Source organism: Streptomyces sp. NPDC058464, assembly GCF_042721035.1.
In the GTDB taxonomy this organism is placed as follows: Bacteria; Actinomycetota; Actinomycetes; order Streptomycetales; family Streptomycetaceae; genus Streptomyces.
Map to the genome: position 1 here is coordinate 168,158 of NZ_JBHXMA010000004.1, position 26,536 is coordinate 194,693.

At 72.5% G+C, this 26,536-nt stretch carries 25 protein-coding genes and 2 tRNA genes; 8 read left to right on the plus strand and 19 right to left on the minus strand.

The window, feature by feature from the left end; all coding sequences use genetic code 11:
* Positions 1-87: 87 nt before the first annotated feature.
* From ACFWPQ_RS07785 to ACFWPQ_RS07795, 3 genes are all read left to right on the plus strand, one after another.
* Positions 88-561 carry a DUF3592 domain-containing protein gene (locus tag ACFWPQ_RS07785; RefSeq protein WP_384031014.1) on the plus strand — a complete coding sequence of 158 codons (474 nt, stop codon included), beginning with the start codon at positions 88-90 and terminating at the stop codon, positions 559-561.
* Between the two features lie 92 nt (positions 562-653).
* The gene (locus ACFWPQ_RS07790; protein ID WP_384031016.1) at positions 654-2,306 is read left to right on the plus strand and encodes a long-chain-fatty-acid--CoA ligase; all 1,653 of its coding nucleotides are present in this window, start codon (positions 654-656) and stop codon (positions 2,304-2,306) included.
* 58 nt (positions 2,307-2,364) lie between these two features.
* Positions 2,365-3,321 carry a DUF4331 family protein gene (locus ACFWPQ_RS07795; protein WP_384031018.1) on the plus strand — a complete coding sequence of 319 codons (957 nt, stop codon included), beginning with the start codon at positions 2,365-2,367 and terminating at the stop codon, positions 3,319-3,321.
* A gap of 57 nt (positions 3,322-3,378) precedes the next feature.
* Here the strand turns inward: ACFWPQ_RS07795 and ACFWPQ_RS07800 are convergent.
* From ACFWPQ_RS07800 to ACFWPQ_RS07835, 8 genes are all read right to left on the minus strand, one after another.
* Positions 3,379-3,452, minus strand: a tRNA-Lys gene (locus ACFWPQ_RS07800).
* Positions 3,453-3,562: 110 nt separating this feature from the next.
* Positions 3,563-4,321 carry an IclR family transcriptional regulator gene (locus ACFWPQ_RS07805; protein ID WP_384031020.1) on the minus strand — a complete coding sequence of 253 codons (759 nt, stop codon included), beginning with the start codon at positions 4,319-4,321 and terminating at the stop codon, positions 3,563-3,565.
* A gap of 269 nt (positions 4,322-4,590) precedes the next feature.
* On the minus strand, positions 4,591-5,373 hold the full coding sequence (gene ehuA, locus ACFWPQ_RS07810; RefSeq protein ID WP_384031022.1) for an ectoine/hydroxyectoine ABC transporter ATP-binding protein EhuA: 783 nt from the start codon (positions 5,371-5,373) through the stop codon (positions 4,591-4,593).
* A complete protein-coding gene (gene ehuD, locus ACFWPQ_RS07815) occupies positions 5,363-6,013 on the minus strand; it encodes an ectoine/hydroxyectoine ABC transporter permease subunit EhuD (RefSeq protein ID WP_384031024.1) in 651 nt (216 codons plus the stop codon). The genes ehuA and ehuD overlap by 11 nt, the downstream gene beginning before the upstream one ends.
* Complete coding sequence (gene ehuC, locus ACFWPQ_RS07820; protein WP_384031026.1) at positions 6,010-6,657, minus strand: ectoine/hydroxyectoine ABC transporter permease subunit EhuC; 648 nt, start codon at positions 6,655-6,657, stop codon at positions 6,010-6,012. Before ehuC ends, ehuD begins: the two co-directional genes overlap by 4 nt.
* Positions 6,654-7,583 carry an ectoine/hydroxyectoine ABC transporter substrate-binding protein EhuB gene (ehuB, locus tag ACFWPQ_RS07825; RefSeq protein WP_384031028.1) on the minus strand — a complete coding sequence of 310 codons (930 nt, stop codon included), beginning with the start codon at positions 7,581-7,583 and terminating at the stop codon, positions 6,654-6,656. Before ehuB ends, ehuC begins: the two co-directional genes overlap by 4 nt.
* 173 nt (positions 7,584-7,756) lie before the next feature.
* Positions 7,757-8,812 carry a tartrate dehydrogenase gene (locus ACFWPQ_RS07830; RefSeq protein ID WP_384031030.1) on the minus strand — a complete coding sequence of 352 codons (1,056 nt, stop codon included), beginning with the start codon at positions 8,810-8,812 and terminating at the stop codon, positions 7,757-7,759.
* Positions 8,813-8,869: 57 nt separating this feature from the next.
* Positions 8,870-9,772: a LysR family transcriptional regulator gene (locus tag ACFWPQ_RS07835; protein WP_384031031.1), complete on the minus strand. Its 903-nt coding sequence runs from the start codon at positions 9,770-9,772 to the stop codon at positions 8,870-8,872.
* Positions 9,773-9,877: 105 nt separating this feature from the next.
* Between ACFWPQ_RS07835 and ACFWPQ_RS07840 the strand changes: the two genes are divergently transcribed.
* Positions 9,878-10,792 (plus strand): alpha/beta fold hydrolase, encoded by a 915-nt coding sequence (locus tag ACFWPQ_RS07840; RefSeq protein ID WP_384031033.1) that lies wholly within the window; start codon positions 9,878-9,880, stop codon positions 10,790-10,792.
* A gap of 18 nt (positions 10,793-10,810) precedes the next feature.
* On the opposite strand, the gene ACFWPQ_RS07845 is transcribed toward ACFWPQ_RS07840, so the two are convergent.
* On the minus strand, positions 10,811-11,764 hold the full coding sequence (locus ACFWPQ_RS07845) for a D-2-hydroxyacid dehydrogenase (protein ID WP_384031035.1): 954 nt from the start codon (positions 11,762-11,764) through the stop codon (positions 10,811-10,813).
* Between the two features lie 229 nt (positions 11,765-11,993).
* Between ACFWPQ_RS07845 and ACFWPQ_RS07850 the strand changes: the two genes are divergently transcribed.
* Positions 11,994-12,692, plus strand: coding sequence for a decarboxylase (locus ACFWPQ_RS07850; RefSeq protein WP_384031037.1), 699 nt, complete (start codon positions 11,994-11,996; stop codon positions 12,690-12,692).
* 192 nt (positions 12,693-12,884) lie between these two features.
* The gene (locus ACFWPQ_RS07855) at positions 12,885-13,982 is read left to right on the plus strand and encodes an LLM class flavin-dependent oxidoreductase (protein ID WP_384031039.1); all 1,098 of its coding nucleotides are present in this window, start codon (positions 12,885-12,887) and stop codon (positions 13,980-13,982) included.
* Here ACFWPQ_RS07855 and ACFWPQ_RS07860 read toward each other — a convergent pair.
* Complete coding sequence (locus ACFWPQ_RS07860) at positions 13,952-15,793, minus strand: putative bifunctional diguanylate cyclase/phosphodiesterase (RefSeq protein WP_384031041.1); 1,842 nt, start codon at positions 15,791-15,793, stop codon at positions 13,952-13,954. The genes ACFWPQ_RS07855 and ACFWPQ_RS07860 overlap by 31 nt on opposite strands.
* Before the next feature lie 372 nt (positions 15,794-16,165).
* Between ACFWPQ_RS07860 and ACFWPQ_RS07865 the strand changes: the two genes are divergently transcribed.
* The gene (locus ACFWPQ_RS07865) at positions 16,166-17,386 is read left to right on the plus strand and encodes a M6 family metalloprotease domain-containing protein (protein WP_384031377.1); all 1,221 of its coding nucleotides are present in this window, start codon (positions 16,166-16,168) and stop codon (positions 17,384-17,386) included.
* Between the two features lie 68 nt (positions 17,387-17,454).
* Here ACFWPQ_RS07865 and ACFWPQ_RS07870 read toward each other — a convergent pair.
* The 8 genes from ACFWPQ_RS07870 to ACFWPQ_RS07905 all read right to left on the minus strand — a co-directional run bounded on the left by ACFWPQ_RS07870 (position 17,455) and on the right by ACFWPQ_RS07905 (position 23,875).
* Positions 17,455-17,528, minus strand: a tRNA-Lys gene (locus ACFWPQ_RS07870).
* Complete coding sequence (locus ACFWPQ_RS07875; protein WP_384031043.1) at positions 17,519-18,118, minus strand: bifunctional DNA primase/polymerase; 600 nt, start codon at positions 18,116-18,118, stop codon at positions 17,519-17,521. The genes ACFWPQ_RS07870 and ACFWPQ_RS07875 overlap by 10 nt, the downstream gene beginning before the upstream one ends.
* Before the next feature lie 105 nt (positions 18,119-18,223).
* Complete coding sequence (locus tag ACFWPQ_RS07880; RefSeq protein ID WP_384031045.1) at positions 18,224-18,586, minus strand: hypothetical protein; 363 nt, start codon at positions 18,584-18,586, stop codon at positions 18,224-18,226.
* A 167-nt stretch (positions 18,587-18,753) separates the two neighbouring features.
* On the minus strand, positions 18,754-18,891 hold the full coding sequence (locus tag ACFWPQ_RS07885) for a hypothetical protein (protein WP_384031047.1): 138 nt from the start codon (positions 18,889-18,891) through the stop codon (positions 18,754-18,756).
* Positions 18,879-20,216, minus strand: a complete 1,338-nt coding sequence (locus tag ACFWPQ_RS07890; RefSeq protein ID WP_384031049.1) for an AAA family ATPase — start codon at positions 20,214-20,216, stop codon at positions 18,879-18,881. The genes ACFWPQ_RS07885 and ACFWPQ_RS07890 overlap by 13 nt, the downstream gene beginning before the upstream one ends.
* On the minus strand, positions 20,213-21,802 hold the full coding sequence (locus ACFWPQ_RS07895) for a hypothetical protein (protein WP_384031051.1): 1,590 nt from the start codon (positions 21,800-21,802) through the stop codon (positions 20,213-20,215). Before ACFWPQ_RS07895 ends, ACFWPQ_RS07890 begins: the two co-directional genes overlap by 4 nt.
* The gene (locus tag ACFWPQ_RS07900) at positions 21,793-23,025 is read right to left on the minus strand and encodes a hypothetical protein (RefSeq protein WP_384031053.1); all 1,233 of its coding nucleotides are present in this window, start codon (positions 23,023-23,025) and stop codon (positions 21,793-21,795) included. The genes ACFWPQ_RS07895 and ACFWPQ_RS07900 overlap by 10 nt, the downstream gene beginning before the upstream one ends.
* Complete coding sequence (locus ACFWPQ_RS07905; RefSeq protein ID WP_384031055.1) at positions 22,922-23,875, minus strand: phosphatase PAP2 family protein; 954 nt, start codon at positions 23,873-23,875, stop codon at positions 22,922-22,924. Before ACFWPQ_RS07905 ends, ACFWPQ_RS07900 begins: the two co-directional genes overlap by 104 nt.
* A gap of 223 nt (positions 23,876-24,098) precedes the next feature.
* Between ACFWPQ_RS07905 and ACFWPQ_RS07910 the strand changes: the two genes are divergently transcribed.
* The gene (locus ACFWPQ_RS07910; protein ID WP_384031057.1) at positions 24,099-24,695 is read left to right on the plus strand and encodes a histidine phosphatase family protein; all 597 of its coding nucleotides are present in this window, start codon (positions 24,099-24,101) and stop codon (positions 24,693-24,695) included.
* A 228-nt stretch (positions 24,696-24,923) separates the two neighbouring features.
* Here the strand turns inward: ACFWPQ_RS07910 and ACFWPQ_RS07915 are convergent, their stop codons facing one another.
* Positions 24,924-26,348: a hypothetical protein gene (locus tag ACFWPQ_RS07915; RefSeq protein WP_384031059.1), complete on the minus strand. Its 1,425-nt coding sequence runs from the start codon at positions 26,346-26,348 to the stop codon at positions 24,924-24,926.
* Between the last annotated feature and the right edge of the window lie 188 nt (positions 26,349-26,536).

The window sequence follows — 26,536 nt, forward strand, 5'->3', positions numbered from 1 at the left end:
CTTCGCTTGAGGACCTGCCGCGGGCCGCGAGGGTACGTTCCCGCCACACCGGTCAGTTCGACCGGTGTTCGGAAACGGGGGACTCTCATGGGCCTGATGGAAGTGTTCTTCTACGCCCTTCCCGGCATCCTCGTCGTCTTCGGTGTCCTCGGGCTGGTCAGGACGCTGAAGCGGTCGAGCGAGATCAGCCGGGCGTGGCGTCACGGGCGTACCGCCGAGGCGCGCTGTCTGCGGTCGTACACGACGACCAGTGGCGGCGGCGGGGACACGTCCGTGACGACCACGCTGCACCATGTGTTCGAGTTCACGACGGCCGAGGGGCGCACCGTCCGCATCGACGAGCGGAACGGGCGGTCCACGGTCGTCGAGGGCGACTTCGTCACGGTGTACTACCTGCCGGAGAACCCGGAGGGAGCGACGGCGCAGCCGCCCGCGCAGGGGAAACTGGCCGTGGGGACCGGGTGCACGGTGGCGTTCTTCGCGGTGTTCATCGGGTTCGCGCTGGTCTTCATGGGGGTGGCGCACTTCTTCTTTTCGGTGGCGGACGGGTTCGGGCCGTGAGTGGTGCGCTGCGGGTGCGTCGTGGTTGCTCGCGCAGTTCCCCGCGCCCCTAGGGTGTTGATCTGACGGGGTGTCAATTAATCTGCTTCTCCATGGCCGTACAAGGGCGCACGATCGCTGAAGCAGTGGCCGCCCGATGGGGGGATCACCGGCCCGGGCTGTGGTTCGAGGAGCAGGTGCTGACGCACCACGAGGTGGCCGCCGGGGCCGCTGCCCGTGCGGCTCTCCTCGCCGACCTGCTGCCTCCCGGTGCCGTGCCGCACGTCGGTGTGCTCCTCGACAACACGCCCGAGTTCCCGCTCTGGCTGGGGGCCGCGGCGCTCGCCGGGGCCGCTGTCGCCGGGGTCAATCCCACGCGGCGGGGGTCCGAGCTCGCCCGGGACATCCTGCACACCGAGTGCCCGGTCCTGGTCACCGAGCGGGCCCACCTTCCGCTGCTCGCCGGGCTCGAACTGCCCGGGGTCCGGCTCCTCGTCGCCGACGAACCGGAGTACGGCGCCCTTCTCGCCCCCTACCTCGGCGCGTTTCCCGACGCGTCCCGCGCCACCCCGGCCGACCGGATCCTCCTCTACTTCACGTCCGGGTCCACCGGTGCCCCGAAGGCCGCGCTCTGCTCCCAGGGCAGGCTGGCGGCGGCCGGGCGTTCGCTCGCCGGGCAGTTCCACGTCGGCCCGGACGACGTGCACTACATCTGCATGCCGATGTTCCACGGCAACGCAGTGATCGCCGACTGGGCGCCCGCGCTGGTGGCGGGCGCCGGGGTGGCGTTGCGGCGGCGGTTCTCGGCGTCCGGGTTCCTGGACGACGTACGGCGCTACCGGGCGACCTACTTCACCTACGTCGGCCGGGCCGTGCAGTACGTCCTCGCCACCGAGCCGCGCCCCGACGACCGGGACAACCCGCTGCGGCTCGGGTTCGGGACGGAGGCGGGGGCCGTGGACGCGGCGGCCTTCGAGGAGCGGTTCGGGGTGCGGCTGGTGGAGGGGTACGGGTCCTCGGAGGGCGGGGCGGCGATCCAGTGGTCGCCCGGAACGCCGGCCGGGGCGGTGGGCCGGGCGGCGCCGGGGCTCGTCGTGCTCGACCAGGAGTCGGGGGAGGAGTGCCCGCCCGCCGCCTTCGACTCCGGCGGGCGGCTGCTGAACGGGGAGCGGGCGATAGGGGAGCTGGTGAACCGGGCGCCGAACCCGTTCGAGGGGTACTGGCGGAACGCGGCGGCGGAGGCCGAGCGGCGCAGGGGAGGGTGGTACTGGACCGGGGATCTCTTCTACCGGGACGGCGAGGGGTACCTGTACTTCGCGGGGCGTACCGACGACCGGATCCGGGTCGACGGGGAGAACCTGGCCGCCGCGATGATCGAGAACATCCTGGCGCGGTACGGGGGCGCGGACGCCGTCGCCGTGTACGGGGTGCCGGATCCGGTGACCGGGGACCAGGTGATGGCGACGGTCGCCGGGCGGTTCGAGCCGCTGGACTTCGCCGAGTTCCTGCTGGCCCAGCCGGATCTGGGGACGAAGATGGCACCCCGGTTCGTGCGGGTGGTGGAGCGAATGCCGGTGACGGCGACCAACAAGATCCAGCGGGCGGCGCTGCGCCGGGAGGGCGTGCGGTGTGCGGACCCGGTGTGGTGGCGGCCGCCGGGGGAGCGGACGTATCGGAGGCTGTCGCCGGAGGACGCCGGGACCTGGGGGCCGCCCGGCGACGGTATGCCCGAAAGCCCTTGGATACGTGCACACTTGGGCAATTGACCCCGTGTTAGCGTGCGCGAAAGTCGACCTGGACGGCTACCCGAGAGGAGCCATCGACATGGCGCACCACGTCTCCGGCCTGGGCATCAGCCCCACGAGCATGGACCCCAGGAGTCACATCACCGACATCTACGTCTTCCAGAATCCGGCGGACGCGGACCGGACGATCCTGGTGATGGGCATCAACCCGCACTCGCCGATCACCGCCGACGCCGTCGACTCGGAGTCGGTCTACGAGTTCGGTGTGGACAACGACGGCGACGCGGTGAACGACGTGGCCTTCCGGGTGCGCTTCTCGCCGGTGGTGGCGGACTCGCAGAGCGCCAGTGTGCAGCTGGCGGTCGGCCGGGGCCCCGCGGCCGACGTCGAGGCGGGGGAGACGATCATCTCGGACGCCCCGGTCACCTTCGGGTCGAAGCCGGAGGTCACCACGGCCGGCGACTTCCGGTTCTTCGCCGGGCTCCGCAGCGACCCGTTCTTCGCCGACCCGATCGGTGCCGGGAACGACTTCCAGTGGACCGGCCAGGACTTCTTCCTCGACAAGAACGTGTTCGGCATCGTGCTGGAGGTCCCGAACAGCGTGCTCGGCCCGGATCCGCAGGTCGGCGTCTGGGCCCGGGTCCTCGTTCCGCACGACGGCCGCCTGGTCCAGGGCGACCGGGCGGGGCGGCCCGGGATCGACAACAACTTCAACCACAGCGACGACGACAAGCGGATATGGAACCAGCAGGAGCCGGTCAAGGACCGGGAGCTCTTCCTCGACAAGTTCGCGCACGTCCTCGAGCACGGCGGCTACTCCGCGGACCAGGCGGTCTCCCTCGCCGAGGGTCTGCTCCCCGACCTCGTGACGTACGACTACTCGAGCGCCGCCGGGTACCCGAACGGCCGCAACCTCACCGACGACGTCATCAACGACGGGATCGCCCTGCTGACCAACGACGCCGCGCCCCACGACGGGCTGCGGCCCCATGACGACCTGAGCTCCGAGTTCCCCTTCCTGGGAGACCCGCACTAGGCCGTGCCAGAGGGCAAAAAAATGACCTGAGGTGGTGAAACCCCAGGTCATCAAAGGTGCGCCGCCAGGGACTCGAACCCCGGACCCGCTGATTAAGAGTCAGCTGCTCTAACCAACTGAGCTAGCGGCGCATGACTCACGCCGACCGTTCGAACTGTCTTTCGACTACCTCTCGCGGCGGGCGACGAAGAAAATACTACCTGGTCCGGCGGGGTGCTTCCGACCACCGCCGGACGGCGCGCTAGATGGCGAGGGACAGCAGCACCGGAGCCGCGCTGCGGTTCAGGGCGTCGGCGGCCTGGCGGAGCCGGTGCGCGTGCTCGACCGGCAGGGACAGCGCCAGACAGCCCACGGCCGAGCCGGCGGTGATCGGCACCGCCGCGCACACCGTGCCGATCGCGTACTCCTGGAGGTCCAGGACGGGGACCGTCGGCGGCTGTGCCTCCAGGCGGGACAGCAGCAGCTTGTCGCTGGTGATGGTGCGCGAGGTGAGGCGGGCCATCTTGTGCCGGGAGAGGTGGTCGCGGCGGGCGTTGTGGTCGAGCTGGGTGAGCAGGCTCTTGCCGATCGCGGTGGCGTGCGCCGAGGAGCGGAAGTCCACCCACTCGTTGACCGCTGGGGTGGTCGGGCCGGCCGCGTACTGGCCGATCTTCACCTCGCCGTCGACGTACCGGCTGAGATAGACGGCGGCGCCGACCGAGTCCCGCAGCCGGTCGAGGGTCTGCTGGAGCTGCTCGCCGAGGGCCTGCTCCCGCTCGTGCGTGGAGGCGAGCCGGCGCAGGGTCTCGCCGGTCACGTACGCGCCGTCGGCCACCTGCTCGACGTAGCCCTCGCGGCGCAGCATGCGCAGCAGCGCGGTCAGCCGGTCGGGGTCCAGGCCGGTGCGGCGGGCCAGTTCGGTGTCGGTGACGCCACTCGGATGCCCTGCCACCGTCTCCAGGACCCGCAGGGCATCCTGGGCGGAGTGGTACGGGGCGGTCGGCTCGTGCATCAGCGCCACGGTGGTCCCCCTGCGCTCGCTCGGCGATACTGCTTCGGCAGCACTGCTTGGGCCGCGATCCGGACAACGGATCCTCTCCACGATAACGGGCAAGCGCCGGAAACGGAGGGGGTGTTGGCGACATTCCGGCCCTCCGATCTGCGGCTGAGACCCTCTGGCATATGCCAACGGAATGACCCGTGCGCCGGACCTCGGATGATCGAGCATTCACTTCCTGTAGCCGGGCCGCTGCGTGGGGGAAACTTTTACGGCGCCGGCGGTGGAATTATCTACAGCACCGCGCCGAGGAACTCCCGGGTCCGCTCGTGCTCGGGCTCGCCGAAGATCCGCTCCGGCGGGCCCGCCTCGACGACCCGGCCCGCGTCGAACATCAGGACCTGGTCGGATATGTCACGGGCGAAGTTCATCTCGTGGGTCACGCAGAGCATGGTGATGTCGGTGCTGCGGGCGATGTCCCTGAGCAGGTCGAGGACGCCCGCGACCAGCTCCGGGTCGAGCGCCGAGGTGACCTCGTCCAGGAGCAGCACCTTCGGCCGCATGGCCAGCGCCCGCGCGATGGCGACCCGCTGCTGCTGGCCGCCGGAGAGCTGCGTCGGCCGGGCGTCGGCCTTGCCGGCGAGGCCCACCAGGTCGAGCAGCTCCCGGGCCCGCGCCTCCGCCTCGTCCTTCGACAGGCCGAGCACGGTCACCGGGGCCTCGGTGATGTTGCGCAGCACGCTCATGTTCGGGAACAGGTTGAACTGCTGGAACACCATCCCGATCTGCTTGCGGACCTCCCGCAGCTCCTTCTCGGGCGCCGGGAAGAGCCGCTGCCCGTCGACGGTGATGGTGCCCGCGTCCGGTTCGGTCAGGGTCATCAGCAGCCGCAGGATCGTGGTCTTGCCGGAGCCGGAAGGCCCTATCAGGGTGACGTGCCGCCCCGCCCGCACGGTGAGATCGAGGCCGTCGAGGACGGTGTTGTCCCCGAACCGCTTGGTCACCCCCTCGATGCGGATCAGTTCACCGGACGTCGTACCAGAAGTGCTCGGCTGCTTGCTGGTCTCAACGGACAAGGCGACGCTCCAGGGTGCGCAGGAGAAGGGAGGCGAGGTAGGAGACGACGATGAAGGCGACGCCGATCACCGTCACCGGCTCGGTGAACCGGAAGTGCTGCTGGGAGAAGAGCCGGGCCTGGCCGAGCATCTCCAGCACGGTGATCGACATCAGGACCGGTGTGTCCTTGAGCATCGAGATCACGTAGTTGCCGAGCGGCGGCACGACCCGGCGTATCGCCTGCGGCAGGACGACCGCGAACCAGGTCCGGCGCGCCGGCAGGCTGAGCGCCGTCGCCGCCTCCCACTGGCCCACCGGTACCGCCTCGACACCGGCCCGGTAGACCTGCATGGTGTACGTCGAGTAGTGCAGGCCGATCGCGAGGACGCCGGTGGTCAGCGCGGAGAACGTCAGCCCCCACTCGGGCAGCACGTAGAAGAGGAAGAACAGCTGCACCAGCAGCGGGGTGTTCCGCACGAACTCCGTGACCACCCCGACCGGCCAGCGCACCCACCTGGTCGGTGTCCGCATCAGCAGCGTCCACACCAGCCCCAGCGAGAACGAGATCAGCGACCCCAGGACCAGCGCCTCAAGGGTGACCAGCAGGCCGTCCCAGAAGTGCGGCATGAACGCGCGTACGGCACTCCAGTCCCACGTCACGTGACACCACCGGCCTTCAGCCGCTTCTCCAGACCGCGCATCAGCCGGGTGATGACGAACGCGATCACGAAGTAGACGACGAGCAGATACGTGTAGATGTGCGCGCTCTCCTGCAACGCCAGCCGCACCAGGTTCCCGCTGAACGCCAGGTCGCCCATGCCGGTGACGGACACCAGGGCGGTGCCCTTGAGCAGCTCCACCAGCAGGTTGCAGTAGGAGGGGATCATCTCCGGCACCGCCTGCGGCAGCAGGATCAGCCGCAGCCGCTGCCAGGGCGTGAAGCCGAGCGCGATCCCGCCCTCCCGCTGTGCCGGGTCGACCGCGTTCAGCGCCCCGCGCACGATCTCCGCGCCGTACGCGCCGTACGTCAGCCCGAGCGCGAGGGTGCCCGCCCACAGCGGCACCAGCTGCCAGCCGAGGGCGACCGGCAGCACGAAGAACACCCAGAAGATCATCACCAGCGCCGAGGTGCCGCGGAACACCTCGGTGTAGAGACCGGCGAGGAACCGCACGATCCAGTGCCGGTCCGTCCGCGCCACGCCCACCACCAGGGCCACGGCCGTCATCAGCAGCCCACTGAGCACCAGCAGCTGGATCGTGGTCCAGGCGCCCTTGAGTACGAGGTCCCAGAGTCCGGAGGTCATCCGCTCTTCCCTCCCCCGCACAGCTCCTTCGCCGTCAGGTCGGTCATCTCGGCCTCGGTGAAGCCGAACGGCCGCAGGATCCGGAACAGCTCGCCGCTCTTCTTCAGCTCGCGCAGCTCCGCATTGAAGGCGTCCCGCAGCTTCGTCTCTGCCGACCGGAACGCGAACGCGCCCCCGTCCACATGCGGTCTCCCGTCCACGAGCGGCGCGAACGCCCTGGTCGCCTCCGCCTTCGCCGACTTCCCGACGACCGCACGCGTGGTGACCGCCGTACCGGCGAAGACGTCGACGCGCCCGGCCTCCACGGCGTTCAGCCCGGCGACCTGGTCGGGCACGATCAGGATGTCGCTCTCCTTGTACCCGGCCTCCACGGCGTACTGGATCTCTGCGTAGCCCGTCCCCGTCGCGAACTTCGCCTTCTTCTCGACGACGTCCTTGTAGTCGTGCAGCCCCTTGGGGTTCCCCTTCCGCACGACGAACGAGTCGAGCATCCGGTAGTCCGGATCCGCGAAGATCACCTGCTCGCACCGCTCCGGATTGACGTACATCCCGGCGGCCACGACGTCGAACTGCTGCGAATTCAGTCCGGGAATCAGCGAACCGAACTCGGTGGGCACCGGCTGCACCCTGCCGACCCCGAGCCGCCCGAAGACCGCCTTCGCCAACTCCGGTGCCTCACCGGTGAGGCGGCCGTCCTTGTCGATGTACCCGAAGGGGATCTCACCGGCGATCCCGAGCCGTACGACACCCTGGGCGCGCAGCCGTTGCAGCAGGTCACCGCCGTCGGTACCGGCCGCGGCGGACACCCGCGTGCAGCCGGCCGCGGCGAGTGCGCCGACGGCGGCGACACCGGCGAGCACCGCGCGCCGAGTATGTCTGGATTCGTACGTGGATATGTCTGCGTCGTTCCCCTGTGGTGGAGCCATGGCGGCGCGGCTACCCGGCCCCAACCGACTTATGCACGATGGATTGCAGGGGCAATCGGGGGGCGCGGTTCGAACAGGGGCGAGCGCCCCTTCAGGGGCGCGGGGAACTGCGCGACAAGCCCCCACCGGCTCGCGGCCGACCGACGACCCGGTGGGCCCGGGCGCACCCGCAGTCAGAGGAGTTCGACGAGAGCCTCCGTGAACTCGCGGGTCGTCGCCGTGCCGCCCAGGTCCGGTGTGCGGACCGGGGCCGTGGCCAGCACGGCCGCGATCGCGTCCGTGATCCGCGCGGCGGCCTCGGCATGGCCGAGGTGGTCGAGCATCAGGGCGGCCGACCAGATCGCGCCCAGCGGATTGGCGATGCCGCGTCCGGCGATGTCGGGGGCCGAGCCGTGCACCGGCTCGAACATGGAGGGGTGGTCGCGCTCGGGGTTGAGGTTGGCCGAGGGCGCGATCCCGATACTGCCGGCGACCGCCGCCGCGAGATCGCTGAGGATGTCGCCGAAGAGGTTGGAGGCGACGACGACGTCGAAGCGGCCGGGATCCAGCACGAACTTGGCGGCGAGCGCGTCGATGTGCTCCTGGTCCCACGTCACCTCCGGGTGCCCGGCGGCCCGTTCGGCGACGAGCTCGTCCCAGAAGGGCATGGTGTGCACGATGCCGTTGGACTTGGTCGCGGAGGTGAGGCGCCCGCCCCGCCGCCCGGCCAGAGCGAACGCGTGGTCCAGGATCCGGGTGACGCCCCTGCGGGTGAACACGGCTTCCTGGACGGCCATCTCCTCCGGGAACCCACGCCCGAGGCGGCCGCCGATCTCGCCGTACTCGCCCTCGACGTTCTCGCGGACGACCACGAGGTCGACGTCACCGGGCCGGGCGTCCCGCAGCGGGCTGGGGACGCCCTCGAAGACGCGGACCGGGCGAAGGTTGACGTACTGCTGGAAGCCGCGGCGGATGGGGATCAGCAGCCCCCACAGCGAGACGTGGTCGGGGACGCCGGGGTGGCCGACCGCACCGAGCAGGACCGCGTCGTGGCCCCGCAGCCGACGCAGTCCGTCCTCGGGCATCATCGAGCCCAGGTGCGCGTAGCGCTCGCAGGACCAGTCGAACGACTCGTAGGTGAGCCGGATGCCGTGCCGGGCGGTGACCGTGTCCAGGACGTGGCACGCGGCGGGGATCACCTCGGTACCGATGCCGTCGCCGGGGATCAGTGCGATGCGGTGGTTCGTCATGACTGGGATTGCAGCAACCCGGTCCCGGCGGCGTCCAAGACGCATCGTCCATGTGCCTTATAGGCGATGCTTATCGATGGCGGCGACAGCGGCGACCGCGTTGTCCAGGAAGGCCGCGGCCGCCGGCGTCAGCGGGGCCTTCCGGCTGACCAGGGCGATGCGCAGGCTCGTGCCCGGTTCGAGGTCCAGGACCACGGCCCCCGACCGCTCGGCCCAGCCGCGCCAGGACTCGGTGACCACGGCCAGGCCGACGCCGCCCAGGACGAGCGGCAGCACGGCGACCCGGTGCTCGGTCTCGACCGCCACGGTCAGGGCGACGCCCTCGGACCGCAGGTCGTCGACGTACTTGCGCATCCCGGTCCCCTGCTGCCCCACGATCAGGCGGTGGCCGGACAGCTGCTCGTGCCGTACCGGAACCCCCGGTGGGAACGGGCCGTCCGGCGGGGACAGCAGCACGAGCCGCTGCGCGGGCAACGGATAGGTGCGCACGTCCGCGTTCGGCACGTCGGCCGGGGACGCGAGCAGCCCCAGTTCGGACGCGCCGGTCCGCACCAGCTCCGTCACGTCGCGCGGGGTGAAGGCGGCCTGCACCCGGACGGACACGGCAGGATGGGACCGGGCGAAGGAGCGGATGAACCCCGTCAGCGGCTCGATGGCCTGCGAGGGCATGGCCGCGATGTCCACCCGCCCGCTGTGCAGGCCGTGCACCGACTCCACGCTGGCCCGCGCCAGTTGCAGACTGCGCACCGCCTCCCTGGCCGGCCCGATCAGCGCCCGGCCAGCCTCGGTGAGCACCGCCCGGCGGCCGATCCGGTGGAACAGGTCGCTGCCCAGATCCCGCTCCAGGGCCCGCACGGCCTGGGACAGGGACGGCTGCGACAGGTACAGCGCGGAAGCCGCGCGGTTGAACCCGCCGTGATCGACCACGGCCAGGAAGTACTCCAGCTGCCGTACGTCCATCACCCACCGCCTCTCCACCCCCGCCGACCCTTATAGGTCCAGCCTATAAAGGTGGCCGTCATCGGGTCTTGGACGCGGGCCGCACCCGGCTGCTGGGATCAGGGCATGAGCACTCCGCTGCTGTCCGGCTTCGACCGCCGTACCGTCCGTGCCGACGGCGTCGGGATCAACGTGCGTACCGCGGGGGACGGGCCGCCGGTCCTGCTGCTGCACGGCTATCCGCAGACCCATCTGATCTGGCACCACGTCGCCCCGCTGCTGGCGGCCACGCACACCGTGGTCCTCACCGACCTGCGCGGCTACGGCGACAGCGACAAGCCCCCGTCCGACGCCCGGCACACCCCGTACGCCAAACGCGCCATGGCACACGACCAGCTGCTGGTGATGCGGGAGCTCGGTTTCGAACGGTTCGCGGTCGTCGGGCACGACCGGGGCGGCAGGGTCGCCCACCGGCTGGCGCTCGACTTCCCGGAGGCGGTGTCCGCGCTCGCCGTGCTCGACATCGTGCCCACCCGCCACGCCTTCCGGCACGCCGACGCCGACTTCGGGAAGGGCTACTACCACTGGTTCTTCCTGGCCGCGGGCAACGGCATCCCCGAGCACCTCATCGGCCAGGACCCCGAGTTCTGGATCCGGGCCCGGATGGGGGCACGCCACCACGGCGGCACCCCGTTCAGCGAGGAGGCGATGACCGAGTACGTGCGCTGCTTCTCCGACCCGGCGGCCGTCCACGCCTCGTGCGAGGACTACCGGGCCGCCGCCTCGATCGACCTGGTCCACGACGACCGGGACGCCTCGGCCGGCCGCCGGATCGGCGCCCCGGTACTGGCCCTGTGGGGAGCGCACAGCTTCGTCGGCCGCCACTACGACGTGCTGCGGGCCTGGCGCGGCTATGCCGACGACGTGCGCGGTCAGGCACTGCCCTGCGACCACTACGTCCCGGAGGAGGCGCCCGCCGAGACCGCACAGCAGCTGCGGGCGTTCCTCGGCGACGTGCGCCGGCGCCGGACCCGTGCCTGACGGGCCCCTCCCGAGGGGTCAGTGACCGGGCACGTATCCGCGCTTCTTGTCGACCACGTTCAGCAGGGACCTGCCCGCCGCCCACCGCTCGTACAACTCCACGAACTGCGTGCCCAGTTCGTCCCGCCGGCCGACCGTGTCCCCGCTCATGTGCGGGGAGAGGACCAGGCCCGGCACATCCCACAACGGGCTGTCGGCGGGCAGCGGCTCGGTCGCGAGGACGTCCAGGGCCGCGGCGGCGATCCAGCGCCTGGTCAGCGCCCGGACCAGGGCCTCCTCGTCGACCAGCCGGCCCCGGCCGACGTTGATGAAGCAGGCCGACGGCTGCATCACGCCGAAGCGGTGCGCGTCGAACATGCCGTACGTCTGCTCGGTCAGCGGAGCGGCCGCGATCACCCAGTCCGCGCGGGACATCAGCCGGTCCAGGTCGTCCGGGCCGTGGATACCGGTGCGCGGGACGCGGCCGACCAGGGCCGTGGTGACGCCGAGCGCCTTGAGGGTACGGACGATCGCCCGGCCGACCGGCCCGGAGCCGACCACGCACGCGCGCGTGCCGGCGACCCGGCGCGCCTCGCGGTGCTGCCAGGTCCGCTCCCGCTGCAGGTCGAGGGTCCGCGGCAGGTCCTTCGCGATGGCCAGCACCAGCGCGGCCACGTACTCGGCGATCGGCGCGTCGAAGACCCCGCGCGCGTTGGTGACGACCGTGTCGGACGCGGCCAGCTCCGGGCACATCAGATGGTCGACGCCCGCGCTCGCCGTGTGCACCCAGCGCGGTCGCGGCCCCTCGCCCGGCCAGGCCTCGCGGACGGCGTGCGAGGCGAAGTCCCAGACCAGGAGCACGTCGGCGGTCGGCAGCCGGGCCGCCAGGCCCGCCGCGTCCGTGTGCACGATCCGGGCGCGGCCGGTGAGCCGGCCCAGCCGCGGCGGCGGGTCGGCGTCGAGGACCAGCAGGGTGGGCACGGGCGGTGTCATTCGGGGTGGTCTCCCGGATCCGACAGCGTCTGACAAGGGCGGACGGAACATCGCAGAGGCACGGATCGACCACGCTGGCACCCGAACCCACCTTCGTCAACACGGGTGTGTCCGGTGCGGCAGCGGCACCCCGGGCAGCCGTTGGGCCTTATCGGGCACTGGTCAATAAGATGGACATACTTACGCCTGACTGGCCCGCACTGCCGGAAGAACAGCAGGAAGGGTGGACATGACAGCGCTCGGACTCCTCTATCCGGGGCACTCCGCGGAGGACGACTACCCCCGTATCGAGCAGCTCCTCGGCAGCGACATCCGGGTGGACGTCGTCCACATCGACCCCGGCGGGACGGAGGCCGGGGAACGGCTGGCGGCCCGGGTGGCGGAGCTGCGGCTGGCGGGTGCCGACGCGGTGGTGTGGGCGTGCACCGGCGGCTTCGGGTACGACTGGGAGGGCGCCCAGCAGCAGGTCCGCGCCCTCGCCAGGGCGGCCGGCCTGCCGGCGTCGGCCACGTCCTTCGGGTTCGTGCACGCGGCGCGGGAGCTCGGGGTACGGCGGGTGGCGGTCGGCACGGCCTGCCCCGACGACGTGGCGGCCCTCTTCGCCGACTTCCTGCGGGCCGGGGGCCTGGAGGTGACCGGCGTGCGGTGCTCGGGGGGCGTCACGGCGGCGGAGGCGGGGACGTGGGGGGAGGAGGAGGTCCTCACGCTCGCGCGGGCGGCCGATGTCTCCGGTGCGGAGGCGGTGGTCCTTCCGGACACGGCACTGCACACGGCGGCGCACCTGTCCCTGCTGGAGAGGGCGCTGTCGAAGCCGGTGCTCACGGCGAACCAGGTGACGGTCTGGGAGGGCCTCCGCCTGGCCGACCGCCGCGTGAACGCCCCGGCACTGGGCACGTTGTTCTCCCGCGAACCCCTCGTACAGGCCTGACCGGACGGGCCGTACCAGGGGGCTCCGCCCCCTGGACCCCCGAAAACCCTCGCCCACCCACCACCCGACTCGGTAGGGAAAAGGGAACCGCGGAAAACACCCGCACGGAACAACCCGCACGGAATAAACGGAGACCTCCTCCTGTTACCCCCTCCTACAAGCTCACGGCCGTGAAATCAGGAGGCTCTCACCGTGTCGGCAGACGAGATCCGGGGCACTACGCACGGGACCGCCCCCGTCCCCCTCTCCGTACTGGACCTGGTGACCGTCGGCACCGGTAGTACCGCCACCGACGCCCTGCGCACCAGCGCCGCGCTCGCGAGGCTCACCGAGGCGCGCGGGTTCCACCGGTACTGGGTCGCCGAGCACCACTCGATGCCGGGCGTGGCCTCCTCCTCGCCCGCCGTGATCCTCGCCAACCTCGCCGCCCACACGGACCGGATCCGGCTCGGGTCGGGCGGCGTCATGCTGCCCAACCACGCCCCGCTCGTGATCGCGGAGCAGTTCGGCACGCTGGAGGCGCTGGCGCCGGGGCGGGTCGACCTGGGGCTCGGCCGGGCACCGGGGACCGACGGGGCCACCGCCGCTGCCCTGCGCCGTACCCAGACCCTCAACGAGGGCGCCGACGACTTCCCGCAGCAGCTCGCCGAGCTGACCCGGTTCCTGGACGACGACTTCCCGGACGGGCACCCGTACCGGCGGATCCACGCCATCCCCGGGCCGATCCAGGCCACCACCGCCGGCGGTGTGCAGTCGCCGCACCGGCCGCCGGTCTGGCTGCTCGGCTCCTCCGGGTTCAGCGCCCGGCTCGCCGGCATGCTCGGGCTGCCGTTCGCCTTCGCGCACCACTTCTCCGCGCAGAACACCGTCCCGGCCCTCGACCTGTACCGGGAGTCCTTCAGCCCGTCCGCGGTCCTCGACGAGCCCTACGCCCTCATCGGCGTCTCCGTCCTCGCCGTGGACGAGGAGCGCGAGGCGCGGCGGCAGGTGCGGGCGGGCGCGGTGAACATGCTGCGGCTGCGCACCGGGCGGCCCGGTCTGTTCCCCGACCCCGACGACGTCGAGCAGCACGAGTTCTCCCCGATGGAGGAGGAGTTCGTGCACTCCTGGACCGCCAACATCGTGCACGGCACCGCCGACGAGGTCCGCGCCGGCCTCGACGACCTGCAGAAGCGCACCGGCGCCGACGAGCTGATGCTCACCACGCACGCCCACCGCGGCGAGCTGCGCCTGCGCTCCTACGAACTGGTCGCCGACGCCTACGGCTTGCCGACCGGGGTGTCCGCGTAGGTCCGGGTGTCCAGCAGCTCGGAGATACGATCCGGCGTCACCGGCCGGGAGTAGAGCCACCCCTGGCCGGTGTCGCAGCCGATGTGGCGCAGCCGGGAGGCCTGCGCCGAGGTCTCGACGCACTCGGCGGTGACGGTGAGGCCGAGGCGGTGGGCGAGCTGGATCATCGCCTCGACCACGACCTCGTCGGCCGGGTTCGGGCGGTCGCCCGGGTCGTCGTACTGGAAGCCCCGGACGAAGGAGCCGTCCAGCTTGAGGACCGAGACCGGGAGCCGGCTGAGGTAGGCGAGGTTCGAGTAGCCGGTGCCGAAGTCGTCGATGGCGATGCGGACGCCCATGTCGCTGAGGGCCTGGAGGGCCTGCAGCGGGCGGCCGGCCGAGCCCATGACGGCCGATTCCGTCAGCTCCAGCTGGAGCAGGTGCGGGGCCAGGCCCGTCTCCGCCAGGGTCTCGGCCACGTCCGCGACCAGGTCGGAGTCCCAGACCTGGCGGACGGCCACGTTCACGCTGACGAAGATCGGCGGTTCGCCGGGGTGGTCCAGCTGCCAGCGGCGGGCCTGCCGGCAGGCGGTGGTCAGGGCCCAGCGGCCGAGCGGGACGATCGAGCCGTCCTCCTCCGCCAGTCCGATGAACCGATTCGGCGTCAGTGTGCCGAACTGCGGATGGTGCCAGCGGACCAGGGCCTCGACACCGCTGAGCCGGCCGTCCTCCATACCCACCAGCGGCTGGTACTCGAGCACGAACTCGCCGCGTTCGATGGCCGGGCGGAGGGTGGAGGAGAGCGCCTGCCGGGTCACCAGGTGGGCGTTGCGCTCCGGGTCGAAGAGCGTCCAGCGGGACTTGCCGTCGGCCTTGGCCCAGTAGAGCGTCGTGTCGGCGGCCTGCATGAGACCGGTGGCGGTGGTGCCGGCGGCGTGCCGCTCGACGACCCCGATCGACGCCGACAGCGACAGCCGCTGGCCGGCCAGGTCGAACGGTGCCTGGAGGGCCGCGAGGGCGGACTCGGCGAGGTCGGCCAGCTGTTCGGTGCCCGTCGAGTCCTCGACCAGCAGGGCGAACTCGTCCCCGCCGAGCCGGGCCACCAGCGGGGCGCCGGCCCGCGCGAAGCCGGCCTCGTCGGAGACCCGGGTCAGCCGTTCGGCGACGGCGGCCAGCAGGCGGTCGCCGACCCGGTGGCCGAGGGTGTCGTTGACCGCCTTGAAACCGTCGAGGTCCAGGTAGCACAGGCCGATCCGGCCGGTGCCGCTCTGCTCGTACGACTCCGCCTCCAGCGCGGCCGACAGCCGCTCGAAGAACAGCGTGCGGTTGGGCAGCCGGGTCACCGGGTCGTGCATCTGCAAGTGCCGCAGCCGGGCCTGGAGTTCGCGGCGCTCGCTGATGTCGGAGACCGAGATCAGCACCCCGGGCGCCGCCTTGTCCAGCGGGGAGATGGTCACCTGGACCCACACCGAGTGCCCGTCGGGGTGCTTCAGGCGGCGGGTGCAGCGCAGCTTGGCCTGCCGGCCGCGCAGTACCTCGCGGTAGGCGTGCCAGGTGCGGGCGTCGGAGGCCAGGTCCACCAGGTCCGCGGCGACCCGCCCGGGCAGCCCGGCCGGATCGGCGCCGATCAGCGTGGCGAACGCCTCGTTGGCGGTGGTGACATGCCCTTCGCGGTCCACGACGGCCATGGGCAGCGCGGCGGACGCGAAGGCGTACTCGTAGGTCTTCGGTTCTGTCTTCTCGTACGACTTCCGGTAGGTCTTGTCACTCTCTGTGACGGCGGACCGGTCGAGGTCTGCCGCGGGCGTCGGCCCTTCGGACGTTCCGCTCACCGCTCGCTCCCGCAGTGCACTCGATCTCTGTCCGTGCAGGAAAGTGTGCCGATCATAGATGCTGGCCCGAGGGCCTTCCAGCCACTGTCCAGTGTCCACGATGAACCGGCGGTTCTGACAGATCGTTTCTGCCCGCACCTGGACGGGTTCTTGGGCCGCCCGACCGCTTGTGACGTTCCGTGAGTGACTCGGGGTGTCGGCCGTTCGGGTCTGCGCGTGGTGAGCAGGGGGTTCCTCACCCTTCTGGTGCAGATAAACAGGTCATATGGCGAAAAAGTCACACAGGCTGGGTGCGGTGTCCCGCGAACCGCCCCCGGAGGTCCTTCCGTGCCGCGTCTCCTGCTGCGCAGCTCCGCCGCCGTGTTCACCACGATGTCGGCGCTCGTCGCAACGACGATCCTGACCGGACCGTCGGCCGCCGAGCCGTTCTCCACGGCCCCCTGCGCCCTGCACCGCACCGACGCGCACCACTCCGAGGGCGTCGACACCTGGAACGCCGACTACACCCGCCCCACCCATCCGCTCTCGGCCGTGATGGTGTTCCTCTCCTTCCCGGACGCCGCCCCGCAGACCACGACCGCGGAGCTCGCCGCCGACCACTTCCCGGCCACCAGCCGCTACTACGAGCAGGCCTCCTACGGGAAGTTCACCATCCGCCCGCACCCGCTGGCCCACTGGCTGCGGATGCCCCGGCCCTCGGTCGCCTACGGCATAAGGCGCGACTGGAACGTCACGCTGCGGGCCGCCTACCTGCGGGACGCGTTCGCGGCGGCCGATCCCGAGGTCGACTTCGCGCGCTACGACGTCGTGTACTTCGTCGCCGACCCGGACGCGCCCGGCGTCGACTCCGACGCCACGAAGGTGGTCAACCTCGACACCCCGGTGCACGTGGACGGCACCGACGTCCGCCGGGTCGTCACCGTCTTCGAGAAGCACCCGCCGGACCGGCTGGTTCTCGCCCATGAGACCGGACACGTCTTCGACCTCCCCGACCTCTACCACCGCCCGGTCGACGGCAAGGGCGACTGGGACACGTACGTCGGCGACTGGGATCTGATGGGCAGCCAGTTCGGGCTGTCGCCGGACTTCTTCGCCTGGCACAAGTGGAAGCTCGGATGGCTGGATCCGCGCCAGGTGGTGTGCGTCCGGGGGGCCGGGCCGACCCGGCTGACCCTGGAGCCGCTGTCCGCCGGGCCGGGGGTGCCGGCGCAGGGTGCCGCGGGCGCCCCGGCCTTCGGGCTCGGCGACGGCACCAAGCTGGCGGTGGTGCGCACCGGGCCCGACACCGTGCTGGCCTTCGAGGCGCGCGGTGCGTCCGGCAACGACAGCGCATCCTGCCGGCAGGGCATCCTCGTCTACCGGGTCCGCGACGAGACGGCCTCCGGCAGTGGCCCGATCGAGGTGATCGACGCCCATCCGCGCACCGAGGCCTGCTGGGAGAACTCGGTCTACCCGCCGCTGGCCGACGCCCCGGTCGCCCTCGGCGAGAGCTTCACCGTGCCGGGGGACGGCGTGCAGGTGGCGGTGGAGGGGCGGACGGCGTCCGGTGCCTGGAACGTGCGGATCACGCCGGGAAGCCCGGCCGAATCCTGACGGGGGCACTGCCGACGGAAAGGCGAAAGGCCAAGCTCATATGAGCTTGGCCTCTCACCTACTTCGCGTGCGCCGCCAGGGACTCGAACCCCGGACCCGCTGATTAAGAGTCAGCTGCTCTAACCAACTGAGCTAGCGGCGCCTGCTGACGTCGTAGACCTTAGCATCCTGATCGGCGGGAGGAAAAATCGATATCCGCACGGTCGAGCGGGCCGCGCGGACGGCCGCCCAGAGCAGGATTTCCGGGCCGGGGAGCCATGGGTGCCGGGTGTCCGGGGCGACCAGCCAGCGGGCGCCGGCCGGGGCGGGGGAGGGGTCGGCGCCCGGCGCCGGGACGGTCACCGCGTCGCCGGTGCCGTGGCACAGCAGCGGCGGTACGGCCTGGCCGCGGCCGCCCCACTCCTCCCAGCCCAGCAGCGACGGCAGCCGGGCGGCGGTGCCGGGGGCGGCGAACAGGAGCATCCGGCCCCGGAACACCGCGACCGGCCCGGACCCCGGCCCCTCGTCCCACAGCCGGTCCAGCATGCGGCGGCCGAACAGCGCCGGGGCGTTCACCACGTCGAAGGCGGTCCCGCAGGGCAGGACGACCGGGGCGTCCGGCCGCTCCTCCCAGAGGGCGAGCGTGCTCCGCGGATACGTTCCTGCCGAGGCCAGCCAGGCGGCCCCGTCGGAGGTGACCGCGGCCGCGTCGCCCGGACCGCCGGGGAAGGTCTCGTACGGTGTGCTGCTCATGGGAGATTGATACCCCCGGTGAGCACCCGCTCTCCCTGAGTTGCGGGAAACCGGGACGGGACGGGGCGGAGGGGCGTATCTTGCCCGCCCGGCATATGCCATGTGCTAGATCTGCTCCGGCCCCTGGCCTTCCCTCCCGTGCATCAGATCCCGGCCGAACTCGACCATCTTCTTCGCGTAGTCCTCGGTCCACCCGGCCCGCTCGGCGATGTCCGCCGGGGTCAGACGGTCGAAGCGGCGCGGGTCGGCGAGCTGGGCGGCGGCCATGGCCTGGAACTCCACCGCCCGGTCGGTGGCCACCCGGAACGCCTGGGTCAGCTCCGTGGCACGGGCCAGCAGCACCCCGGGGTCGTCGACCGACTCCAGGCCGAAGAAGTGCTCCGGGTCGGCGACCGCTTCCACAGGCTCGAAGAGCAGGGGCGCGGGGCGTAGCCGCGGTTCGTTCCGACGCGGCGTGGGCTCCGCCATGTCTGGTCCTCCTCGTACGGTGTCGATGACTGAGGTCCGAAGACCACCGTCCATTCTCCCGCGCCCGCGCAAGGGGACCCTAAGGCCGATGGCTGACTCTGCGCTCGGCCGGTTGGGTGGCGCTGGTGCCGGTGCGTGTGCAGGGGCGCCACGTCACCCGGTGCGTGTCAGGGGCGCCATGTCACCCGGTGCTCCGCCAGGTGTGCCAGTACCGCGTGGTTCGCCTCCCAGCCGTCCGGGCTGTATCCGTTGGCGGCCTCCGGCGGGTGGACGGTGGTGGTGCCGGTGCGTGTCAGGGGCGCCATGTCACTCGGTGTTCGGCCAGGTGTGCCAGTACCGCGTGGTTGGCTTCCCAGCCGTCCGGGAACTTCACGAGGGTTCCCAGCTGCACCGGTTCTGTCGACGGGTAGTCGTCGAGGAGGTCGGTCACGCCGGCGCGGCAGATCATGATGCAGGCGTGGCGGTGGCGGGAGGCGAGGACGCAGAGGCGGCCCGTCTCCAGGTGGAAGGCGGTGGCGTCGGGGCGGCCGGAGAGCGGGTGCAGGACGACCGTCACGTCGTACTCACGGCCCTGGAGGCGGTTCGCCGTGTCGACGGTGACCTCGGGCACGCCCAGCTCCGCCAGGGCCGCGCGGACGGCCGCCGCCTGGTCGCGGTGGGCGGTGCCGACGGCGATCCGGTCGGCGGTGAGGGGGGCGGGGTCGGGGGAGCGCTCCGAGAGGGCCGCGCCGCCGCGGTCGAGGACGCGTCGTACCACCGTCGCCACCGCCCGGACCGCTTCCGGGTCGGTGCGCGGGGTGTGCCGGGCGGGGAGTTCCAGCAGGCCCCAGCCGGACTCCGCCGCCTCGTCGATCACCCGGTCGGGCCCTGAGCCGTCGGAGGGGACGGCGAAGGTGAGGCGGCGGTCGTCGTGGCCGGTGCCGCTGCGGAAGGGGGTGTACGGGTAGAACGCGCCGGAGACGAGAGGGGCCGCGGAGGCCGGGAGGCGCCAGGAGACCGGGAGGCGGTGCTGGGGCAGGCCCGGGTTGTGGGCGAGGAGGGTGGAGACGGCGGAGGCCGACGGGTCGTACGACAGGCCCGCCCACTGCTCGCTGCCGACGATCGCGAACGGGTCCAGCTGGCCGGGGTCGCCCACGAACAGCGCCCGTTCGAACAGGCCGGCCACGGCGAGCAGCGAGTCCGAGCGCATCTGGTACGCCTCGTCGACGATCGCGTGCCGCCAGGGCTCGTCCACCTTCACGTGCGCCCACTTCGCGGCGGTGGACAGCACGACCTGCGTCTGGCCGAGGTCGGCCGCCTTCGCGGACTTGCGGACGTTCGGCAGGTCGTCCAGCGCCTTGTCGTACGGGTCGGCGTCGCTGCTGTGCAGGCGGCCGACGGGCAGCTCCGGGTTCTTCTCGGCGAGCCGCAGGACCAGGTCGTCGACCTGGGCGTTCGTCTGCGCGACCACCATCAGCGGGCGCCCGGCGTCCGCGAGTTCCAGCGCGGCGCGGACCACCAGCGTGGACTTGCCGGCGCCCGGCGGGGAGTCCACGACCACGCCCCGGTCGGTGCCGTGCAGGGTGTCGTGCAGGATCGCGGCGGTGGCCTGCGCGGCCGCCGTGCCGGGATCGAAGTCCGTGGTCGTCACAGGACGTCCTCCGCCGTCATGGTGTCGGCCGCCTCCGGTGCCGTCTCGCCCGGCGGGCCGCCGTGCGTCCACGGGGTGTCCTCCGGGTCGGGCAGCTTGGCGCCGCCGCGCTGCTCGTGTTCGAACAGGGTGAAGACGAGCCGGTCGCCCTTCTCCGGCACGGAGCCCTCCTCCGGTTCCCTGCCGCGGCCCATCTTGTCCAGGACGCGCAGCACCAGGACCCCCTCCGCCTCGTACCCGACGAACTCCGCCGACTGCGGCTTGCCGCCCAGCGAGCGGTACGCCTTGGCGCGCTCGCCCAGCTGCGGCCGGTCCTCCGTGCGCACGGTCACCAGCGGGCGCGGGCTGGGCCGCTTGCCCTCGCTGTACGCCATGACGACATCGAGGACCTCGCCCGCGAACGCCTCCCCGGACAGCCGCCGCCCCGCCATCACCAGCGGGTCGTCGAGCGCCTCCTGGGCGTCGAGGCGGGCCTGTTCGCGCTCGCGCGTGGCCAGCTTGTTGGCGGCGGTCACCGCGTCGTCGCGGCGCGGCTGCGGGGGCTCACCGGCCAGCACCCGGTCGCGGTGACCGGTGAACGACCAGCGGTCGCGCGTCCACCGCTCCTCGGCCCTGGCCCCCTCCGGCAGCCCGCGCAGCAGGTCCAGGCCCTGCCAGACCGCGTCCCAGGTGGGCCGGGTACGGCTCTCCACCAGGGCGCGGATCTCCCGCTCGGCGGCGGTGAGGATCGCCAGCCGGTCGTCGGCCTGGAGGCCGTCCTCCGCCGCGGCGAGGGCGGTGCGGGCCCGGTCGTAGCGCTCGAAGGCGGGCGCCAGCAGCTTGTTGTCGAAGGCCGGGTCGGTGGCGGGACCGGCCGGCGGGCACAGCAACTGCCCGTCGCCGTCCCGCGCCAGCTCGGCCACCCGCGCGGCCGCCGCGCCCGTACTGCCTTCCGGAGGGGCGATCCAGGCGAGCAGCGCGCCCAGGTGCTGGTCCTCGATGCCGGACTGGCCGGTGGCCCAGTGCCGGGACAGCAGGTCCGTCATGGCGAGGAGCAGGGACGAGCCGGGGACCCGGGCACGCTCGCCGAAGTGGGTGAGCCAGCGGCCGAGCAACGGCACCCGGGGCGGGGCCGGGTAGGGCGTCTCCGGGTCCTGCTCCGCCGTGCGCCGGAACCGCATCGACCGCCCCAGCAGCCGTACGTACTCGACGCCCGCGCGGCCCGGGACGATCAACTGGGGTGCGTCCGCGCACAGTTCGACCTCGACCTTGACCCGCTTGCCGGTCTCGGGGTCGGTCTCGGTGCGCTCGGCGGCCTCGACACTGTCCGCGTAGGAGTCCAGGTACGGCAGGACCACGTCGGCGAGCTCGGCGAGGAACGCGAACCGCAGGTCCCGGTCGCGCGGCTGGGGTACGACCAGCAGGCGCGGCGCGTCCCGGTCGGTGCCGACCAGGGCGCCGAGCGGGGCACCGGCCTCACCGGCGGTGGTCAGCGGGACGAACACCAGCGGGTGCTCGGAGAGGTGCCGGTGGCGGACGGTCGCGGCGGGCTGCGCGGTGCCCGTGCTCACCGCCTCGAGGCGGGCGAGGGTGGTGATCAGGGACACAAGGCCCCCTGCACGTCGGCCCCCTGCACGTCGGCCCCCTGCACGTCGGCCCCCTGCACGTGGGCGCTCAGCGCTTCGGCGCGCAGGGCCGCCGCCCGGCGCAGGGCCGCCACCGCCGGGTCGGCCGGGTCGCCGCTCTCGCCGCGCGCCGCCGCCAGCACGTCCTCGACGGTGGACAGCCCGCCCAGCTCGGCGCGGGCCGCGCGGCCCAGCGCGGTCACCTCGTCGGCCGCGCGGGCGCGCTGCCGGCAGTGGAAGGCCAGTTCGCAGGCGGACAGGCACTCGGGCGCGTAGGCCGCGGGGACGGCGTCCACGGCCGCCGTGAGCTGCTCCGCCGGCAGGTCCGGGGCGAAACAGGTGCCCGCCGGGAGGGTGTCGGCGATGTCCTGGATGCGGGTGAGCCGGGCCAGCTGGCGGGCGGTGACCGCGCGCTGCTTGCGGACGTCCACGGCGGCGGCGGTCGGCAGGTTGGCGAAGTCCTTGGGGCAGACCAGGAGCACGTCGTGGCGGACCCGCGGGGCCGGGGTGAGCCGGGCCGCGACCTGCTCCAGGGCCAGCACGTACACCGCGGCCTGCCGGGCGGCCGCGCCGACCTTCGCCGGGTCGGCGGAACCGTCCAGCATCGGGAAGGACTTGATCTCCACGACCGTCCAGCTGCCGTCCGGGTGCACGACCACCGCGTCCGGCTCCAGGAACGCGGGGGAGCCGGCCACCTCCAGGGCCAGCATCGGGTGGTCGAACAGCGCCCAGCCGCCGGCCTCCACGGCCTCGCGCAGTGCCAGCGCCGTACGGGCCGTACGCCCCTCGGGTCCGATCGCGGAGAGATCCGGCACGGCGGCCCGCTCGGCCGGCTCGGCGCCCGGGTCGAGGTGGGTGCGCACCAGCCGCAGCAACTCGGCGCCGCCGTCCGCCTTCACCTTCGCCTCGAAGGCGTTGCCCCGGGTCAGCGCGAACTGCGACTGGCCGAAGCCCGACGGCGAGCCGAGGGCGCCCGCCAGCGCGGTCTTGTCCACCCCGGCGCCGTCCAGGATCGCCCGCCGCCTGCACCCCGGGTTCGCGGCGAGCGCCGCGAGGGCACGCGCGTCGAGGGCCTTGGCCGGGACGTCGGGGCCGCGCAGCTCAGCGAGCCGGTGCCGGAGCGCCGTCCCCCGCGTCGGTGGGGGCGGCGTCCGGTTCGGCTGCGGTGGCAGGCCGGGACTCGCGCTGCGATGGAATTCGCTCACCCGCCGAAGTCTGGCATCCGGCACTGACAATCGGGGAGCCTGCGCCGCCGGAGCGCGCTGCGACGAGGGAGGCGCGCGGGGTGATCCGCACCCTGACGAGATCCGCGACCCGCATCACGTACGGCGCCAGCAGGTAGCCCACGCCCATCACGAACACGCCCGCGACCGCGTCCAGGAAGTAGTGGTTGGCGGTGCCCATCACGACGAGCACGGTCAGCACCGGGTAGGCCACACCGAGCACCTTGGTCAGGCGGTTGCCGCCGTGGCGCCAGAGCATCACCCCGCACCACAGCGCCCAGCCGCAGTGCAGGCTCGGCATCGCCGCGTACTGGTTGGTCATGCCGCCCAGGCCGCGCGGGGCGCTGGCGTCGCCGCCCCACCAGCCGTACGAGCTGTACTGGGCCATGGTGTCGACGAAGCCGTACTTCACGTCCAGCAGCCGGGGCGGGCAGGTGGGCAGCAGGGTGAAGCCGATCAGGCCGATGAACGTGGACGTCATCAGCCAGGTGCGGGCCCGCCGGTAGACCTCGGCGCGGTTGCGGAACAGGAAGACCAGGATCGCCGGGGTGACCAGGTAGTGCAGCGAGGCGTACCAGAAGTCCGCCGGTACGCCGAGCCATGCCTCCCGTGTGAAGAGGCGGTTGAGCGGGTGCTCGGCGTTGAGGTGCAGGGCCTTCTCGATGCGCAGGACCGCCAGGCCGTGGTCGACGGCGGTGGCGGTGTCCCCGCGGGCGAGCAGCCGGCCGGCCGTGTAGCAGCTGTACACCAGCAGGATCAGCGGCAGCTCGGTCCACCAGCGCAGCCGGGTTCGCGCAGCCACCTCGGTGCCTGGTTTCTCGGTCTGCGGCATCCGACTGCCTCCCCCTTCTCGTCCCGGTCGGCGCGGCGCCCGGCGGGCCGACCGTGACACTTTACGTTGCGCGCCTTCCCGCCCATGCGGTGCGCTCAGCCCTCAAAGACGCGGAGAGCGCGCGCCGGGTTGCCCGCTCCCCGGCCCGTTCCCGGCGCGTTCCCAGCCTGGGCGATGATGGAGGTGTCCCGCTCCCGAATTTCTCCCGAAGGGTTCTTCCTCCATGGCACCGCGCATCCTGCTGGCCCGGCACGGACAGACGGAGTGGTCCCTGTCCGGCAAGCACACCGGCAGGACCGACGTACCGCTCCTGGAGGAGGGCCGGCGGGGGGCCAAGTCGCTCGGCGAGCGCCTGCACCGGCCGCCGTTCGACGGCCTCGCCGACGCCGAGGTACGCACCAGCCCGCTGGCACGCGCGCGTGAGACGTGCGAACTCGCCGGGTTCGGCGAGCGGGCCGAGCGGTGGGACACGCTGATGGAGTGGGACTACGGGGCGTACGAGGGTCTGACCCCCGCCGAGATCCAGTCCGCCCGCCCCGGCTGGCTGATCTGGCGGGACGGGGTGCCCGGGGGCGAGTCCCTGGCGGAGGTGACCGCGCGGGCGGACGAGGTGGTGTCCTGGGCGCGGTCGGCGGACCGGGACGTCCTGGTGTTCGCCCACGGGCACATCCTGCGGTCGATCGGGGCGCGGTGGCTGGGCCTGCCGCTGGACTTCGCGGCACGGATCAGACTGAACCCGACGTCGCTCTCCATCCTTGGCTGGGCTTACGAGGAGCCGGCCATCGAGAGCTGGAACGACTTGGGGCACTTGGCGGGGTGACGGCGGGGGGTGGGGGACGCTTACCGGCGCTGGCCGGGTGCCTCCCCCAGCCTTCGGCCGGGGGGACCCCCAGCGCCCACCCGTGCCGCCCTGCGGCACGCCTGCCCGCAGCTGAGTGGCCGTGAAAGGGGCGGCTGCGCAGCGCCCCGTCAGGGGCGCGGGGAACTGCGCGATCGGCCCCCACCGGCCCGCAGCCGACACTCGGCCCCCGCGACCCCGGTCTCGGCCCTACACAACCCTCGGCGTGGACGCGTGCCGGTCCAGGAACTCCTGGACCCCGCTCGCCCGGCGGTGCGGCAGCAGCACCCGGGCCGTGCCCGCCAGCATCCCCTGGATCCGGGACGACTGGACCTGGTCCAGCAGGTCCAGGACCCGCATGCCCGCCGTCGCCGCCTCGTCCGGCAGCCCCCCGCGCGCGAGGTCGTCGGCGAGCTCCGCCGTGTACAGCGCGATGTTCCTGGTGAAGTGCGGATCCTGCAGGTCGGCGGCCCGGCGTGCGTGCCGCGCGGCCCGTGGCCAGTCGCCCAGCGTGGACCAGCACTGCGCCTCCAGGCCCTCCAGCTCGGCCTCTCCGTAGAAGCTCATCCACTCGGGGTCGGCGTCCGAGTGGCCTCGCTCGAAGAGGGCCTGCGCACGGGCCAGCGCCTGCTCCGTGCCGGTGCGGTCGGCGAGCCCGGCCCAGCCGCCCGCCTCGCGCAGGGCGAGGAGGGACATCAGGCGGGCCGAGCCCAGGGGCCGGCCGACGCGTTGCGCGGCCTGCGCCGCCCGTACCGCCTCCCGCGGCCGCCCGGCGTCCCGCGCCAGGAACGCCGTGTTGCAGAAGGCGTGCGCCTCCAGTCCCGGGTCCCCGGTCATCCGCGCGGTCGCCAGCGCCTCCGCGTAGTGCGAGCGGGCGTCGTCGAAGCGGCCGGAGTCATGGGCCAGCCAGCCCACCGAGATGGCCAGTTCACCGGCGCCCGAGTGCAACCGCTCGGCGGTCGTCTGCCGGGTCGCGCCCGCGTCGAGCAACGCGTACGCCGCGCGCAGCGGAGCCGCCGCGCGCCGGTACAGCCCGTCCGCGCCGTGCCGGTCGTCCAGCAGCCGGATCCGGCGTACGGCCTCCTCCAGGGCGGCCGCGTGCGAGGACCCGGCACGGCGCACCGGCCGGTCCGCCGCCACGGCGTCGATGGTGAACCCCAGGGGGCCCAGCGTGGCGGCGGCCACCGTGGCGCCCCCGCCGGTCATGAATAGGCGACGCAGCACGTCGCTCTCCTCGTAGTTGTCGTGCGTCTCGTACGGGTCCTGCGGGTCATACGGCTCGACGGACCCTTGCGTCTCACCTCCGGCGAGAGCCGGGGGCACCTCCTCCGGCGGCCGCGTCGCGCGTCCGCGGACGGACGAGCGGGGCGCGAAGCCGAGGTCGGCGAGCGTGCGACCGGGGAACATGTGCAGGAACACCCGTTCGTACGCGTAGTTCGGGCAGCGGATCTCGCCCGCCTCGACCCGGCCGATGTAGCGCGCGTCACAGCTCACCCGCTCGCCGATCTCGCGGGCGGCGCGCCGTACCAGCGCGGCGAACTCGGCCGGCGAGTGCCGGCCGCGCAGCTGCCGGAAGGCGAGGTTCGGCCGTACCGGCCGATCGGGCTGTGGCGAGCTCGTGGATGACGACGCCATGGCCGGGTCCTCTCGTGCGAACCGTCGAACCATGCCGGACTCGTGGTGAGTTGTCCGAGTGGACCCTTGATTCCGGCGGGCAAGAACGTACCTGCTGTGTCGGACCCGTGACGCAGGGTTTGGCTACAAACCGGATATCTCATCCACGATCTGCCATGAACTGCCATCCTTTGCGGCTGACTTCCGCC

Coding starts and splice junctions, on each gene's coding strand:
- ACFWPQ_RS07790 (WP_384031016.1), top strand. CDS start 654: ATGGCCGTACAAGGGCGCACGATCGCTGAAGCAGTGGCCGCCCGATGG.
- ACFWPQ_RS07910 (WP_384031057.1), top strand. CDS start 24,099: ATGGCACCGCGCATCCTGCTGGCCCGGCACGGACAGACGGAGTGGTCC.
- ACFWPQ_RS07840 (WP_384031033.1), top strand. CDS start 9,878: ATGAGCACTCCGCTGCTGTCCGGCTTCGACCGCCGTACCGTCCGTGCC.
- ehuC (WP_384031026.1), bottom strand. CDS start 6,657: ATGACCTCCGGACTCTGGGACCTCGTACTCAAGGGCGCCTGGACCACG.
- ACFWPQ_RS07835 (WP_384031031.1), bottom strand. CDS start 9,772: ATGGACGTACGGCAGCTGGAGTACTTCCTGGCCGTGGTCGATCACGGC.
- ACFWPQ_RS07785 (WP_384031014.1), top strand. CDS start 88: ATGGGCCTGATGGAAGTGTTCTTCTACGCCCTTCCCGGCATCCTCGTC.
- ehuB (WP_384031028.1), bottom strand. CDS start 7,583: ATGGCTCCACCACAGGGGAACGACGCAGACATATCCACGTACGAATCC.
- ACFWPQ_RS07880 (WP_384031045.1), bottom strand. CDS start 18,586: ATGGCGGAGCCCACGCCGCGTCGGAACGAACCGCGGCTACGCCCCGCG.
- ACFWPQ_RS07885 (WP_384031047.1), bottom strand. CDS start 18,891: ATGGCGCCCCTGACACGCACCGGCACCACCACCGTCCACCCGCCGGAG.
- ACFWPQ_RS07915 (WP_384031059.1), bottom strand. CDS start 26,348: ATGGCGTCGTCATCCACGAGCTCGCCACAGCCCGATCGGCCGGTACGG.
- ACFWPQ_RS07905 (WP_384031055.1), bottom strand. CDS start 23,875: ATGCCGCAGACCGAGAAACCAGGCACCGAGGTGGCTGCGCGAACCCGG.
- ACFWPQ_RS07795 (WP_384031018.1), top strand. CDS start 2,365: ATGGCGCACCACGTCTCCGGCCTGGGCATCAGCCCCACGAGCATGGAC.
- ACFWPQ_RS07830 (WP_384031030.1), bottom strand. CDS start 8,812: ATGACGAACCACCGCATCGCACTGATCCCCGGCGACGGCATCGGTACC.
- ACFWPQ_RS07850 (WP_384031037.1), top strand. CDS start 11,994: ATGACAGCGCTCGGACTCCTCTATCCGGGGCACTCCGCGGAGGACGAC.
- ACFWPQ_RS07875 (WP_384031043.1), bottom strand. CDS start 18,118: ATGAGCAGCACACCGTACGAGACCTTCCCCGGCGGTCCGGGCGACGCG.
- ACFWPQ_RS07845 (WP_384031035.1), bottom strand. CDS start 11,764: ATGACACCGCCCGTGCCCACCCTGCTGGTCCTCGACGCCGACCCGCCG.
- ACFWPQ_RS07865 (WP_384031377.1), top strand. CDS start 16,166: ATGTCGGCGCTCGTCGCAACGACGATCCTGACCGGACCGTCGGCCGCC.